Annotated in this window: 11 protein-coding genes, 1 tRNA gene and 1 pseudogene; 6 read left to right on the top strand and 7 right to left on the bottom strand. The window is 63.8% G+C overall.

The window, feature by feature from the left end; all coding sequences use genetic code 11:
- Positions 1-153: 153 nt before the first annotated feature.
- Entirely contained in the window at positions 154-1,320 is a 1,167-nt protein-coding gene (locus tag NKH67_RS28250; RefSeq protein ID WP_353032257.1) for a pyridoxal phosphate-dependent aminotransferase, read from the bottom strand.
- A gap of 111 nt (positions 1,321-1,431) precedes the next feature.
- Positions 1,432-1,854 carry a large conductance mechanosensitive channel protein MscL gene (gene mscL, locus NKH67_RS28255; protein ID WP_352488570.1) on the bottom strand — a complete coding sequence of 141 codons (423 nt, stop codon included), beginning with the start codon at positions 1,852-1,854 and terminating at the stop codon, positions 1,432-1,434.
- A gap of 232 nt (positions 1,855-2,086) precedes the next feature.
- On the opposite strand from mscL, the pseudogene NKH67_RS28260 reads away from it, so the two are divergent.
- Positions 2,087-5,574, top strand: a pseudogene (locus tag NKH67_RS28260) (PAS domain-containing hybrid sensor histidine kinase/response regulator).
- Between the two features lie 3 nt (positions 5,575-5,577).
- Here the strand turns inward: NKH67_RS28260 and NKH67_RS28265 are convergent.
- Positions 5,578-6,240, bottom strand: coding sequence for a response regulator (locus tag NKH67_RS28265; RefSeq protein ID WP_502893818.1), 663 nt, complete (start codon positions 6,238-6,240; stop codon positions 5,578-5,580).
- Between the two features lie 119 nt (positions 6,241-6,359).
- Entirely contained in the window at positions 6,360-6,791 is a 432-nt protein-coding gene (locus NKH67_RS28270) for a hypothetical protein (RefSeq protein ID WP_353022806.1), read from the bottom strand.
- A 126-nt stretch (positions 6,792-6,917) separates the two neighbouring features.
- Here NKH67_RS28270 and NKH67_RS28275 point away from each other — a divergent pair, with 126 nt between their 5' ends.
- Positions 6,918-7,268, top strand: coding sequence for a DUF952 domain-containing protein (locus NKH67_RS28275; protein WP_023677366.1), 351 nt, complete (start codon positions 6,918-6,920; stop codon positions 7,266-7,268).
- Complete coding sequence (locus tag NKH67_RS28280) at positions 7,265-8,341, top strand: quinone-dependent dihydroorotate dehydrogenase (protein WP_352541314.1); 1,077 nt, start codon at positions 7,265-7,267, stop codon at positions 8,339-8,341. Before NKH67_RS28275 ends, NKH67_RS28280 begins: the two co-directional genes overlap by 4 nt.
- Before the next feature lie 3 nt (positions 8,342-8,344).
- On the opposite strand, the gene NKH67_RS28285 is transcribed toward NKH67_RS28280, so the two are convergent.
- Entirely contained in the window at positions 8,345-9,769 is a 1,425-nt protein-coding gene (locus NKH67_RS28285) for an MATE family efflux transporter (RefSeq protein ID WP_352685317.1), read from the bottom strand.
- A gap of 50 nt (positions 9,770-9,819) precedes the next feature.
- On the opposite strand from NKH67_RS28285, the gene NKH67_RS28290 reads away from it, so the two are divergent.
- Positions 9,820-10,722: a histone deacetylase family protein gene (locus tag NKH67_RS28290; protein ID WP_353022805.1), complete on the top strand. Its 903-nt coding sequence runs from the start codon at positions 9,820-9,822 to the stop codon at positions 10,720-10,722.
- A 4-nt stretch (positions 10,723-10,726) separates the two neighbouring features.
- Here the strand turns inward: NKH67_RS28290 and NKH67_RS28295 are convergent, their stop codons facing one another.
- Positions 10,727-10,990 (bottom strand): DUF6460 domain-containing protein, encoded by a 264-nt coding sequence (locus NKH67_RS28295; RefSeq protein ID WP_023677362.1) that lies wholly within the window; start codon positions 10,988-10,990, stop codon positions 10,727-10,729.
- A gap of 131 nt (positions 10,991-11,121) precedes the next feature.
- On the opposite strand from NKH67_RS28295, the gene NKH67_RS28300 reads away from it, so the two are divergent.
- Positions 11,122-11,195: transfer RNA gene (locus NKH67_RS28300), tRNA-Gly, on the top strand.
- Between the two features lie 316 nt (positions 11,196-11,511).
- Here NKH67_RS28300 and NKH67_RS28305 read toward each other — a convergent pair.
- A complete protein-coding gene (locus NKH67_RS28305) occupies positions 11,512-12,501 on the bottom strand; it encodes a LysR family transcriptional regulator (RefSeq protein ID WP_352685289.1) in 990 nt (329 codons plus the stop codon).
- A gap of 317 nt (positions 12,502-12,818) precedes the next feature.
- Between NKH67_RS28305 and chvE the strand changes: the two genes are divergently transcribed.
- Positions 12,819-13,883: a multiple monosaccharide ABC transporter substrate-binding protein gene (gene chvE, locus NKH67_RS28310; protein WP_352470121.1), complete on the top strand. Its 1,065-nt coding sequence runs from the start codon at positions 12,819-12,821 to the stop codon at positions 13,881-13,883.
- Positions 13,884-13,968 lie beyond the last annotated feature (85 nt).

The following is a 13,968-nucleotide window of genomic DNA, read 5'->3' on the forward strand; positions in this document are numbered from 1 at the left end:
ACGGACGGCTCCCTTGTTTGAGATCTCAACGAACTCATTCTGGCACATCCGATGCCGTCGGGCGCCGTCCACCCCATCATGCCGTTACAGTGGCCGAGAAGTGCAGCGATCCAGGTTGCCTGCGCCCGTATCCGGCTCCGTCCGACCCGAACCTCACACAGCCTTCATCCATTTCGCCAGCCGGTGCGCGGCTTCCTCGAGCTGGTCGAGACGGCGGTGGAAGCATAGCCTGAGAAAGGATTCGCCGCCGGGGCCGAAGGCGGTGCCGGGAGCCAGGCCGACATTGGCGCGGTCGACCATGTCGAAGGCCGCGGCGCGGGAATCGGTGATGCCGTCGACCGCGAAGAACAGATAGAATGCGCCCTGCGGCACGGTGAACCGCGCCCTGCCGGTTTCGGCGAGAATGCCGCACACCAGGTCGCGCGCCGCCCTCGCCCGCTCCACCTGCTCGACGATGAAGGCGTCGCCCTCATCGAGGGCAACGACGGCGCCGCGCTGCATGAACTGCGCAACGCCGGACGTCGAATACTGGACCAGGTTCTCGAACACCTGCTGCAAGGCGGGATGGATCTTGATCCAGCCGATGCGCCAGCCGGTCATCGCCCAGTTCTTGGAAAAGGAATTGACGAACAGGATGCGATCCTCATCGGCCATGATGTCGATGAAGGACGGCGCGCGACTATCGTCGTAATGAAACAGCGAATAGATCTCGTCGGCGATGATCCACAGGCCCCTTTCGCGGGCAAGGTCGAGGATCGCCTGCAGCGTCTCCTTGTCGGCGGTCCAGCCGGTCGGGTTGGACGGCGTGTTGACGAACAGCGCCTTGGTCCGCGGCGTGATCGCGGCTGCGATCTTGTCGACATCGCAGGACCAGCCATTGCCCGACTGGTCGAGCGTGACCGCGACCGGCACGGCGCCGGCGACGCCGGCGGCGGCGGCGAAGTTCGGCCATGCCGGCGACAGGTAGACGAGTTCGTCGCCCTTGCCGGCCACCGCGTCGATGGCCATCTGGATGGCATGCATGCCGGAGCCGGTGACGATGAATTCCTCGTTGGCGAAAGTCTTGCCGAAATGCCTGGTGTAGTAGCGGGCGAGTGCCTGCCTGAGTTCGGGAATGCCCCGCTGCCAGGTGTAGAAGGTTTCACCGCCGGCGAGTGCCTTGGCGGCGGCATCAGTGATGAAGGCAGGCGTCGGCAGGTCGCCCTCGCCGGCCCAGAGCGGGATCATGCCGTCGCGGCCGCGGCCACGGTTCATGACGGCGACAATGCCGCTTTCAGGCGCCGCCCGCGCTTCGGCGCGCAGAGTATCGATCAGGGTCATGGATGGGTCCGTTTTCGTTTGCTCGACTGCTAGCGTGTTTCAGGGCGGACGAAAACAGAAAACCCCGGCCGCAGGCGACCGGGGTTTTGGTCCAGAAAGTTGCCGCAGGCGCTATTTTCTGGCGAGGAGATCGCGAATTTCGGTGAGCAGCGCGACGTCGGCCGGTGGCGGGGCAACCGGGGCGGCCGGTTTCTCGCGCTCCAGCCGCTGGCGCAGATTGTTCACCGCCTTGACCATCAGGAAGATGATGAAGGCGAGAATGAGAAAATTCAGCGCCACGGTGATGAAGCTGCCATAGGCGAAGACCGCGCCCTGTTTCTTTGCCTCAGCCAGCGATGTGGCGTTAACGGCCGAGGACAAGGGCAGAAAATAGTTGTTGAAGTCCAATCCGCCCAAAATCGCCCCGATGACCGGCATGATGATGTCGTCGACCAGCGAGGTGACGATCTTGCCGAAGGCAGCGCCAATGATGACGGCGACGGCCAGGTCCATCACATTGCCCCTTGAAATGAATTCCTGAAATTCTTTCAGCATTCGACCCTCCTTGTCCTGACCGGCCGTGCTGCCGTCCACGCCTCGGCATCGACCGGCCGGCAGAATAGCAAAAACCTGCGGTTGCGACAGGCGCAAAGACGTGTTTCCCCGGCCTTGATTGTGCGAAGCCGCGGCCATAATGCGCCGAAAGCCGCGATGGACTCGGTCGCCAAGCTGTGATTGCGTCTGCAAGGCCGGATGAAAAAGCCGGCGCAGGGAGGAAGTTCGAGCCGTGCAGGGCTGGTTCATCGTCATCATCGCGATCGCCTACGTGACGTTGCTGTTCGTCATCGCCAGCCTGGGCGACCGGCGCTCGACTTCATCCGGGCCTGGCCGCGCCCGGCCCTTCATCTATGCGCTCAGTCTCGCCATCTACTGCACCTCCTGGACCTTCTTCGGCTCGGTCGGCCTGTCCTCCGAGCGCGGCCTCGAGTTCCTCGGCATCTATATCGGACCGGTGCTGGTGTTTGTGTTCGGTTTTCCGCTGCTACAGCGCATCGTCAGGCTGGCCAAAACCGAGAAGATCACCTCGATCGCCGACTTTCTCGGCGCCCGCTACGGCAAGAGTTTTGCTGTCGCGGCGATCGCCACGCTGATCGCGACCATCGGCGCGGTGCCCTATATGGCGCTGCAATTGAAGGCGATCTCGGGCTCGGTCAGCCTGATGGTCGAGCACTATACCGGCTCGCCGCCGTCGTTCGATCCGTTCGTCAGCGACATCTCGCTGGTCGTTGCCATGCTGCTGGCGCTGTTTGCGGTGCTGTTCGGCACGCGCCACGCCGATGCCACCGAGCACCAGGACGGGCTGGTGCTGGCGGTGGCAGTCGAAACCGTGGTCAAGCTCGCCGCCTTCCTGGCAATCGGCCTGATGGTCATGTTCCTGATCTTCGGTGGGCCAGGCGACATGTTCGACCGGCTCGCCGAAAACACGCAGGTGCGCCAGGCGATGGGCTACAACACCTCGCTCGCCACCTGGCTGGTGCTGACATGCCTGAGCGGCTTTGCCATCCTCATGCTGCCGCGCCAGTTCTACGTCACCATCGTCGAAAATCGCAGCGAGGCCGAGCTGCGCACCGCGACATGGGTGTTTCCGCTCTATCTGGTGGCAATCAACCTGTTCGTGCTGCCGATCGCGCTGGCCGGCCTGGAACTGGTCGGCCCCAGGACCAGCAGCGACCTTTACGTGCTGTCGCTGCCGCTGTTCAGCGGCCACGACGTGCTGGCCATGGCCGCCTTCATCGGCGGGCTGTCGGCGGCGACCGCAATGGTGATCGTCGAAAGCGTCGCGCTGTCGATCATGATCTCCAACGACCTGGTCATTCCGCTGTTCGTGCGCCGGCTGCTGCGGACCACGACATCCGAGAACGAGGACTGGTCGACGCTCATCCTCAATGTACGGCGGGCGGCGATCTTCATCATGCTGTTCATCGCCTTTCTCTACTACCGCGAGAGCACCAATAGCGCGCGGCTGTCCTCGATCGGCCTGATGTCGTTCGCCGCGATCGCGCAGTTCGCGCCGGCAATGATCGGCGGCCTGATCTGGCGCGGCGCCAACGGAAGGGGTGCCGCACTTGGCATGGTCGCCGGCATCGTCGTCTGGAGCTATACGCTGCTGCTTCCCTCGCTCGTCGCGCCCGATACCGGCATCCTCGTCCACGGCCTGTTCGGCTTCGATGCATTGCGGCCGCAGGCTCTTTTCGGCACCGTCGCCGAGCCGCTGAACCATGGCGTGCTGTGGAGCCTGTCGATCAACACGATTTTTTTGTGTTCGGCTCGCTGTCGCGCGCCTCCGTGCCGCTGGAACGCATCCAGGCATCGATCTTCGTGCCGCGCGAGGCGGGGCCGCTGCCGAGCCTGCGCCGCTTCCGCACCACCATAACCGTCAACGACCTCAAGGACACGATCGCGCGCTATCTCGGTGTCGAACGCACCGAGCGGTCATTTCAGTCGTTCGAAAAGAGCGGCGGCACTTCACTGCACGGCAACGAACAGGCCAGCATGGATGTCATCCGCTTCTCCGAGCAGCTTCTGGCCAGTGCCGTCGGCTCCTCTTCGGCGCGGCTGATCCTGTCGCTACTGCTGCGCCGCAACGACCGCGAATCCAAGGACGCCTTCCGCCTGCTCGACGACGCCACGGAGGCGCTGCAGCACAATCGCGATCTGCTGCAGATCGCACTCGACCAGATGGAACAGGGCATCACTGTCTTCGACCGCGATTTCCGGTTGATTTGCTGGAACCGCCAGTACCGGGCGCTGTTCGACCTGCCCGACGAGATGGGCCAGGTCGGCGTCTCACTCGATCGTATCCTGCGCCACCTTGCCGAGCGCGGTGACATACCGGCAGACCAGCGCGTCACCATGCTCAACCGCCTGACCAGCTTCGTCAGCCCATGGCAGATGGAGCTGAAGACCAGCGGGCGCATCCTGGAATTGCGCTCCAATCCGATGCCGGACGGCGGCATCGTCGCCACCTACGCCGACATCTCTGGACGCGTCGAGCAGGATCTGGCGCTGAAGCGCGCCAACGAATCCCTGGAACAGCGAGTGAAGAGCCGCACCGCCGAGCTCACCCGCGTCAATGAGGAGCTGGCGCAGGCGCAGATGCTGGCCGAGGAGGCCAATCTCGGCAAGACCCGCTTCCTCGCTGCCGCCGGCCACGACATCCTGCAGCCGCTGAACGCCGCCCGCCTCTATTGCTCGTCACTGATCGAGAAGACTGGCAAGGGACCTGCCGGCAAGGCGGCGATGAACATCGAATCGTCGCTGGAATCGGTCGAGACCATCCTCGGCGCGGTGCTCGACATTTCGCGCCTCGATGCCGGCGCGATGAAGCCGGACGATACGAGCTTCGGCCTCGACGGGCTGCTGCGCCAGATCGGCAACGACTTCCGGCCGCTTGCCGCCGAAAAGAAGCTCGAACTCTCGATCATGCCGTCGTCGCTCAGCGTCATGACGGACCGCAATCTGCTGCGCCGGCTGATCCAGAACCTGGTCTCAAACGCCATTAAATACACGCGCCATGGCCGCATCCTGGTCGGCGTGCGGCGGCGCGGCGAATTGGCCGAGATCCAGGTTATCGACACCGGCATCGGCATTGCCGGCGACAAGCTCAACACCGTCTTCCGCGAATTCACCCGGCTCGACGAGGGCGCACGCGAGGCGGAAGGCCTCGGCCTTGGGCTCTCCATTGTCGACCGCATCGCCCGCGTCCTGCGCCTCGAAATCCGGATCTTCTCCAACCCAGGCAAGGGCACACGCTTTTCCGTGTTGCTGCCGGTGGTGGCCGTGCAGGCACCGCGGCGCGAGGCCGAGGCGAAGCCGCCTGCCCGTGCCGCGGCCTCGCTTGCCGGGCTCCATGTGCTCTGCATCGACAACGACGCCCGCATCCTCGACGGCATGCGGCTCCTGCTCGAGGGTTGGGGCTGCAGCGTCGACACGCTTTCCGGCGCGGAGGATCTCGACAGGTCCGGCATGCATCGGCCGGACATCGTGCTTGCCGACTATCATCTCGACAACAGGACCGGCCTCGAATTGATCGCCCAGTTGCGTGCGATCCATGGCGAGGACCTGCCGGCCGTGCTGGTCACCGCCGACCGCTCCAGCGAGGTTCGCGGCGCTGCCGGCAGGCTCGACGTGCCGGTGATCAGCAAACCACTGAAACCGGCGATGCTGCGCTCGATGATGGCCAGGGTCAGGCCGCTGGCGCCGGCGGCCGAATAGGAATCAGCCGGCCGCCTGAACCGGGTCGCTGCCGATTTTGGACAAAAGGATGACCGCCTGCGTGCGGCTGTCGACCCCGAGCTTCTGCAGGATAGCCGAGACATGCGCTTTGATCGTCGCTTCGGAGACCCCGAGTTCATAGGCGATCTGCTTGTTGAGCAGTCCCTCAGCCAGCATGCCGAGCACGCGCGTCTGCTGTGGGGTCAGCGCCTGCAGCCGCTTGATCAGGTCGGAAATCTCAGGATCGCGCTCGACGCCGAGATCGACCCCGGCGGGTGCCGCGATATCACCTGCGAGCACCGACTGCACAGCATTGCGGATCTCCTCCATGCTGGCCGATTTGGAGATGAAGCCGGAGGCGCCGAGATCGAGCGCGCGCCGGATCGTCACCGGGTCGTCATGCGCCGAGACCACCATCATCGGCACCGCCGGATGGATGCCGCGCAACGAAATCAGGCCGGAAAGGCCGCTTGCCCCCGGCATCGAGAGATCGAGTAGCACCAGATCGACGTCCTCATTGGCCAGGACCAGCGCCTTGGCGCTTTCGAAATCGCCGGCCTCGTGAATGGCGGCAACGTCTCCGATGCCCGCGAGTGCCTCCCTCAATGCACCGCGAAAAAGCGGATGATCGTCGGCAATGACGAATGTGTAGCCCAACGGTGATATCCCTCCCCGAATCCCGTTGGCGATTTTCCGCCTTGCAGGATCTGAACGATCATAACGCTACGCCTGCTGTTCGGCGTGGCCGGCTTGCTATTCCCGCCCCAGGTCTTTTTGCGAATTGCCTAGGTCTTTTGCGAATTGGGCTTGGCGCCGTCTTCGTCCCTGTCCATGTCCTTGACGATGTCCATGAAGCTGCGCAGGAAGCGCTCCATGTAGCCCATCGTCTTGTTGAAATCCTCCTCGCTGGGCAAAGTCGATTCGAAACGCGCGGCAAGCGAATTTTCGAGCTTGGCGACGCGCTCGTCGAGCGCCTTCACCGAATTTTGCAGCCGGTCGACCTCATCCTGGAGGGCGGCACGTTCGTCGGCCGCCGTCTTGCAGACGAGCTGGCCGGAGCGTTCCTCGCAGAGCGACATGGCGCCGGTTTGCGTATCCATGCGGACATAGCCATTGGCCGATTTCTCCAACCGGTAGCGATCGGCTTCCTCGGAAAAGGCCGACGCCGCGACAAGCGACACCACTGCTGCGGGGATCAAGACGTGTTTCAGACGCATGTTTTCCTCCATGAGCCAGTCAGCGCAATCTATCACAGTTTGCGCCTGAAATGGGGATGAACCTGAAATGGGGAAGAACACGGGCCTGCCCTTCCCCGCGTGGTCGGTTCGGACTATAGCGCAACGATGTCCGAGATCATCTACAAGATAGTTCCCGAGGCGCTGTGGCGCGAGGCTGAAAGAGAAGGCGGCTTCACCGGCGCGCCGATCGACGTCGCCGACGGCTTCATCCATTTTTCTACCGCCGGGCAGGTTCGGGAAACGGCGGCCAAACATTTCGCCGGCCAAAGCCGGTTGCTGCTGGTCGCCGTCGATAGCGCGCGCCTCGGCGATGCGCTGAAATATGAGGTCTCGCGCGGCGGCGCCCTGTTCCCGCATCTCTATGGCGGGCTCGGCCTCGATGCGGTCGTTTCGGTGCAGGCATTGCCGCTCGGCGCTGACGGCCGGCATGAATTCCCGGCGCTGGAGGCCGAATGAGCGCGTTCGACCGGATCGGCCAGAAACTGCTGTTTACGCTCGATCCGGAAACCGCGCATGGGCTGTCGATTGCCGCGCTGAGATGCGGGCTGCCGGTCGCCGGTCGTCCGCCGCACGACAACAGGTTAAAGGTCAGCCGTTGCGGGCTGGATTTCCCGAACCCGCTCGGCATGGCCGCGGGTTACGACAAGAATGCCGAAGTGCCGGACGCGCTGCTCGGCCTCGGCTTCGGCTTCGCCGAGGTCGGCACGATCACGCCGCTGCCGCAGACGGGCAATCCGAAGCCGCGCATCTTCCGGCTGCCTTCGGACGGGGCGGTGATCAACCGGCTGGGCTTCAACAATGAAGGCCACGCCGCCGCAGAGAAGCGTCTTGCCGCCCGAAAAGGCCGCCCCGGCATCATCGGCATCAACATCGGCGCCAACAAGGACAGCGCCGACCGCGTCAGTGATTATGAGCGCGGCGTGATCCGATTCGCGCGATACGCCGGCTATCTGACAATCAATATCTCCTCGCCGAACACGCCGGGCCTGCGCAACATGCAGGCGCGCGAACAGCTTGGCGAGCTCCTGTCGCGGGTCATGGCCGCGCGTGCGGCGGCACCGGCAAAACCGCCCGTGTTCCTCAAGATCGCGCCGGATCTGGTCGAGGCCGAGCTTGAGGACATCGCTGCCGAGATCAGCGACAAGCAAATGGACGGCGTCATCGTCTCCAACACAACGATCGCGCGAGCCGGCCTGAGCAGCGCCGGCCTTGCCGGCGAGACCGGCGGGCTTTCGGGGAAACCCTTGTTCGAGCGCTCGACTATCGTGCTGGCAAGGATGCGAAAACTGCTTGGCCCGGATCCCACTATCATCGGCGTCGGCGGCGTCGATTCCGCCGAGACGGCGCTGGAAAAGATCCGTGCCGGCGCCGATCTCGTGCAGCTCTATACCGGCATGATCTATGCCGGGCCCGCGCTGCCGGGGCGCATTCTTTCCGGCATGGCCCGTTTCATGGACAATCAAGGGCTGAAGTCGCTGTGCGAGCTTCGCGACAGCCGCCTCGATCACTGGGCGGCGAAACCGCTTTAGCGATCAGTTAAAGGCTGTGCGCACCCGCAGCCGCAATATGGCGAGCAGGCTGAAGCCGCGTACCAGCAGGAAGACATGCAACGCCGCCCACAAGCCGTGATTACCGAAGGCCGGCGCCAGGATCAGCAGCGCGGCGCTGAACGCCAGGAATGACAACAGCATCATGTTGCGCATGTCGCGCGACCATGTTGCGCCGATGAAGACACCGTCCATCTGGAAAGCCAGCACGCCGCTGAGCGCGGTGAACGCCGCCCAGGGCAGGTAGATGTCGGCAATGGCGCGGACGTCCGTCGAGGTCGTGATCAGGGCGATCAGATCCGTGCCCTCCAGCAGGAAGAAGAGCGTCGCCGCGCCGGCCAGACCGAGCCCCCAAAGCAGCGTCAGACGCACCGCCTGATCAAACGCCGTGGCGGCACGGGCGCCGATGGCGCGCCCGGCGAGCTGTTCGGCAGCGGTGGCGAAACCATCGAGGAAATAGCCGGCAACCAGAAAGAGGTTCATCAGCACGGCGTTGGCGGCCAGCGTCAGAGTGCCGAATTGTGCGCCCTGGCGCGTGAACAGCGCGAAGGCGGCGAGCAGCGAAAAGGAGCGGATCATGATATCGCGATTGAGCGACATCATGCGCAGGAATGCCGGCAGATCGAGGACGCGGTGGCGCGGCAGCCTGGGCGCCGCCCAAAAGCGCCGGCCGACAATGGCGAGACCAAGCAGCATGGCGACGAATTCGCCGGTGACCGTTGCCCAGGCAACGCCGGCAACGCCCCAGCCGAGCTCCAGGCCAAGCAGGAAGCAGAGGACGATGTTGATGCCGTTCAGCATCAACTGCAGCATCAGCCCGAGCCCGCCCTCGCCGCGCCCAAGCACGTAACCGAGGATGGCGTAATTGATCAGCGAGAACGGTGCCGCGAGCATCCTGATGCGGATATAGACGTCCATCGCCGCGCTGACGCGCGGTTCGGCGCCTATGAACCATTGCCCGGCGGTGGAGACCAGCGGCGCAAGCGCGGCAAGCACGACGCCGGCGACGACCGCGATCAGCACGGCGCGCCAGAACACCGCCTGCTCCTCCAGCGCATCGCCGCGCCCGAAGGCCTGGGCGACGAGGCCGGTGGTGCCGGAGCGCAGGAAATTGAAGGTGGTGAAGACGACATCGAAGATCAGGGCGCCGGCCGCCAGGCCGCCGAGAAGGGCGGCGTCGCCGAACTGCCCAACCACCGCCGTGTCGACAATTCCGAGCAGCGGCGTCGTCAGATAGGCAAGCGTCATCGGCACGGCGATGGCGAGCACCGAGCGGTTGGTGACGACGAAGGCCCCGGCTTCGGTGGCGTGGGCTTCGGTGGGTAAAGCCTGCTCCAAACGCGTGTTGCTTCCTGTTGCGGCTTGATCGGCCAGCCGATGTGCCCCAGTTTGCGGACCTCGCGCAACCATCCACCCCGTTATGGTCAACCGAAATCCGCCTCTGGCGCACCGGCCGCCCCATGCCCTTGCAGATCGTTCATCATCCCGACTATGACGCCGGCTTCGCCGTCAACCACCGCTTCCCGATGAGCAAATATCCGCTGCTGATGGATGCGTTGCGGGCACGCGGCCTGGCACGTCCCGAAGCGCTCAACAAGCCGGAGGCGGCGCGGCCATCATGGCTGAAGCTTGCCCACGCGGCAGACTATGTCGACCAGGTGCTTGCCTGCAAAGTGCTGGTGGCGATCGAGCGCGAGATCGGCTTTCCCGTCGGACCGCGGGTTTCGCTGAGGGCGCAGCTCGCAACGGCCGGCACGGTGCTGGCGGCGCGGCTGGCGTTGCTGAACGGCATCGCCTGCAACACCGCCGGCGGCAGCCATCATGCACGGCGCGCGCAAGGCGCCGGCTTCTGCACCTTCAACGACGTAGCCGTTGCCGCGCTGGTGCTGCTCGCCGAAGCTGCTGTCCAAAACATCCTGGTCGTCGACCTCGACGTGCATCAGGGCGACGGCACGGCGGATATCCTGAACGACGAGCCGCGCGTGTTTACCTTCTCCATGCATGGCGACCGCAACTACCCCGCGCGCAAGATCGCCTCCGATCTCGATGTCGCCCTGCCCGACGACGCCGGCGATGCAGCCTATCTGGAGCGGCTGGACGCCATCCTGCCGGAGCTGTCGGCGCGAAGGCGCTGGGACCTCGTCTTCTACAATGCCGGCGTCGATGTCCATGTCGAGGACCGGCTCGGCAGGTTGTCGCTCACGGATGACGGGCTGCGCGCCCGCGACGATATGGTGATCCGCCATTTCCGCACGCTTGGCATACCGGTATGCGGCGTTATCGGCGGCGGCTATTCGACGGATGTCGCAGCACTTGCTGCACGGCATGCCATCCTGTTCGAGGTGGCGGCGGGCTACGCCTGAAAATTCACTTCCGGTAGTTAGCGATCCTGAGCAGGATGAAGGCCGGCACGACGATCGCGGCACCGAGCAGGATGTAGCCGAGAAAGCGGTCGATGGCGTGGAAGCCCAAATTCCACAGGTCGATGAAGAATTTGCGAATGCCATAAAGCACATCCATCGGCGACCAGCCGAAGGCATTCATGACCAGCCCGACGAGGAACGACACCACAAGCAGCTTCAGGATCACCCGGAGCGGCGTATCGCCGAGAAAGCGGTTCAGTGCGGACAAGCCTGTCTCCACAGTCGGGTGCCGCGATTCGGGCACATGCCTAGAAATACGCAGTTGATAGCCCTGCATCAAGCCGAGCCCTCAAACCGGATTGCGCATCGGCGCCGGGCCATGATATCGGAGGAACCAGCGCGGGTATGATGTAATGGTAGCTTGTCAGCTTCCCAAGCTGAACGCGCGGGTTCGATTCCCGCTACCCGCTCCAGCTTTTGCCCCCCGGTGCATTGCACTTGTTCTGGCCAAGCTGAAAACCAGCGGATTTATAGGCAGTTTTACAGCCCGGGCTGGCCGTCTTTCATCTGTTTGGCCGATGTGCCAGTTCGTGGAATATCTCACATTGAGGGTCGGCGGGGCCTCGAATGACCCCAACCGGAAAGTCTACCCTTGGTCCGCTGGCTTCTGCTGGCGGGCCTTTTTTGAGCATCAGGCAGTAGTGGCCGACGTGCATCGGCGCCGCTGCTGGCGGGCCTGTCTGGTCGTCTGGCCGGCCACGGGATGCGCTCCGCTTGCCGCTCCAGCCCTTATCCCACCTCCCGCAGAATAAAGTCGTGCAGCATCTTGGCTGCCGGTGACAGCGCGCGGTTCTTCACCGTGATCAGGCTGTAGGGCCTGACCTCGATGTCGAATTCAGTCTGGACAACATCGATGGCGCCGGCCAGGCCTTCGGGGTTCTGGATGAACTTCGCGACCTGGATCGAAACCGGCGCAATGGCGTCGGATTGCGCGACCATGACCAGAGTCAATAGCAGCGAGCTGGTGTTGAGGATGCGGTCCGGCAGCGCGATGTTGCGGTTCAAAAAGTTGCTTTCCATCGCCTGGCGCAGCGGCGAGCCGCCCGACTGGAAAACCCAGTCATAGGCGGCGGTGTCTTCCAGCCGCACCGCCTTGCCCTTGGTCAGCGGGTGGCCGCGGCGCACGATCAGGCAGGCTTTCTCGACGCCGATGACGCGCGCTTCGAACAGCCGCGGATTGAGGTCGTCGGGGATGCGGGCGATGATGAAATCGTGGCGCGAGGCGATCAGCTCGCGTGCCAGGACGTTCGAGGTCTCGACCTGCATGGTGATTTCGATGCGCGGATAAAGGCGCCGGATCTCGCGGATCGCCGGCACCGCCAGCTCGATCGCCGGTGCTGTCACCGCGCCCAGGAATACCGAGCCGCCCTTGCCCGCCTTGAGCTCGAAAATCTCGCGGTCGACCTCACGCATCTCGAGCAGGATCGATCGCGCGCGCCGTGCCAACGCCTTGCCATAGGGTGTCAGCGTGATGCCGCGCGGCAGCCTTTCGCAGAGCTTGACGTCGAGCACGGCCTCCATCTCGGCGATCATGCGCGAGGCCGCCGGCTGCGAGATGTTCATGACCTGGGCCGCGGCGCTCACTCGGCTGTGCTCGTCGAGGGCTGCGATCATACGCATGTGACGCAGGCTCAAGCCGCTGCGCAGCAAGGTTCCGCCATCACCCGGGATTTCATCGTAACTGGCTGATATTCCGCCAGGATTTCGCAGCGCTGCCATGATTCTTCCCTACTCTTACGCCCAGCGCCCTGGCAGGATCCGGCAGCGTCGTCACTAGCCTAAGCCATATCAGTCTCGATATAGCAACCATCAAAGATCGCATTTGACAGTTATGGCAAAGCGACACACCCTTCGCGCGTCCTGAGGCTTGACGGTCGGTGACGAGGGAAAACTCGTATCGATTGAAACCAGAGTCTCGGGGCCGATTGGGAGGATACCGGAGATCGATTGACGGCAGCGGCGCGTTTGGCGCTCCTGCACGATTGCGCGGCCCACGAAACCCAAGGGTACGCGTCCATCAACCAGGGAGAGTTAATGTGAAGATTATCAAGACACTGGCCGCCGTCGCGGCCCTAGGCATCGCGGCCATGACGCTGCCGGCGCAGGCGGGCGAAGGCCTGATCGGCGTGCTGATGCCCACCAAGACCTCGCAGCGCTGGATCAACGACGGCGACGCCGTCAAGTCCCAGCTCGAGGCTCTGGGCTACACTGTCGACCTGCAGTACGCGCAGGACGACATTCCGAACCAGCTCAGCCAGCTGGAAAACGAAATCACCAAGGGCCCGAAGGCGCTGATCATCGCTTCGATCGACGGCACCACGATGGGCGATGCGTTGCAGAAGGCGAATGACGCCGGCGTTGTCGTCGTCGCTTACGACCGCCTGATCAAGAAGACGCCAAATGTCGACTACTACACCACCTTCGACAATTTCGGCGTCGGCGTCATCCAGGCCAAATCGCTGCTCAAGGGTCTCGGTTATCCCGAGAAGAAGGGCCCGTTCAACATCGAGCTGTTCGGCGGTTCGCCGGACGACAACAATGCGTTCTTCTTCTATAACGGCGCCATGTCGGTTCTTCAGCCGCTGATCGACGACAAGACCCTCGTCGTGAAGTCCGGCCAGATGGGCATGGACAAGGTCGGCACGCTGCGCTGGCTGGCGGCAACCGCCCAGGCCCGCATGGACAATCTGCTCTCCGCCAACTACTCGGACGGCAGCCGCGTCGATGGCGTGCTCTCGCCCTATGACGGCCTGTCGCGCGGCATCATCGCTTCGCTGCGCGCCGTAGGCTACGGCACCGCCGATCAGCCATGGCCGATCGTCACCGGACAGGACGCCGAGACCGCTTCGGTCAAGGCGATCATCGCCGGCGAACAGTATTCGACCGTGTTCAAGGACACCCGCGAACTCGCCAAGGCGACGGTCGAACTCGTCGACAAGGTGCTCTCGGGCGGCAAGCCGGAAGGCCTCGACACCACGACCTACAACAACGACGTCAAGGTCGTTCCCTCGATCCTGTTGACACCGCACGACGTCGACAAGTCGAACTATCAGTCCCTGGTGGTCGATTCCGGCTACATCAAGGCCGAAGAGCTGAAGTAATCGCGGTTACAAAGCCTGGGGTCCTGCGCAGGCAGGGCCCCTTTTCGTTGGCGAGCCAGCCCGGTATTGTTTGCGGACCTCGCAG

It is taken from the genome of Mesorhizobium sp. M0968 (genome assembly GCF_040319065.1).
Lineage (GTDB): Bacteria > Pseudomonadota > Alphaproteobacteria > Rhizobiales > Rhizobiaceae > Mesorhizobium.

Excerpts from the sequence above, each read along its gene's own strand:
- NKH67_RS28305 (WP_352685289.1), bottom strand. The coding sequence starts at position 12,501 with ATGGCAGCGCTGCGAAATCCTGGCGGAATATCAGCCAGTTACGATGAA.
- NKH67_RS28275 (WP_023677366.1), top strand. The coding sequence starts at position 6,918 with ATGTCCGAGATCATCTACAAGATAGTTCCCGAGGCGCTGTGGCGCGAG.
- mscL (WP_352488570.1), bottom strand. The coding sequence starts at position 1,854 with ATGCTGAAAGAATTTCAGGAATTCATTTCAAGGGGCAATGTGATGGAC.
- NKH67_RS28290 (WP_353022805.1), top strand. The coding sequence starts at position 9,820 with ATGCCCTTGCAGATCGTTCATCATCCCGACTATGACGCCGGCTTCGCC.
- NKH67_RS28285 (WP_352685317.1), bottom strand. The coding sequence starts at position 9,769 with ATGGTTGCGCGAGGTCCGCAAACTGGGGCACATCGGCTGGCCGATCAA.
- NKH67_RS28250 (WP_353032257.1), bottom strand. The coding sequence starts at position 1,320 with ATGACCCTGATCGATACTCTGCGCGCCGAAGCGCGGGCGGCGCCTGAA.
- NKH67_RS28280 (WP_352541314.1), top strand. The coding sequence starts at position 7,265 with ATGAGCGCGTTCGACCGGATCGGCCAGAAACTGCTGTTTACGCTCGAT.
- NKH67_RS28270 (WP_353022806.1), bottom strand. The coding sequence starts at position 6,791 with ATGCGTCTGAAACACGTCTTGATCCCCGCAGCAGTGGTGTCGCTTGTC.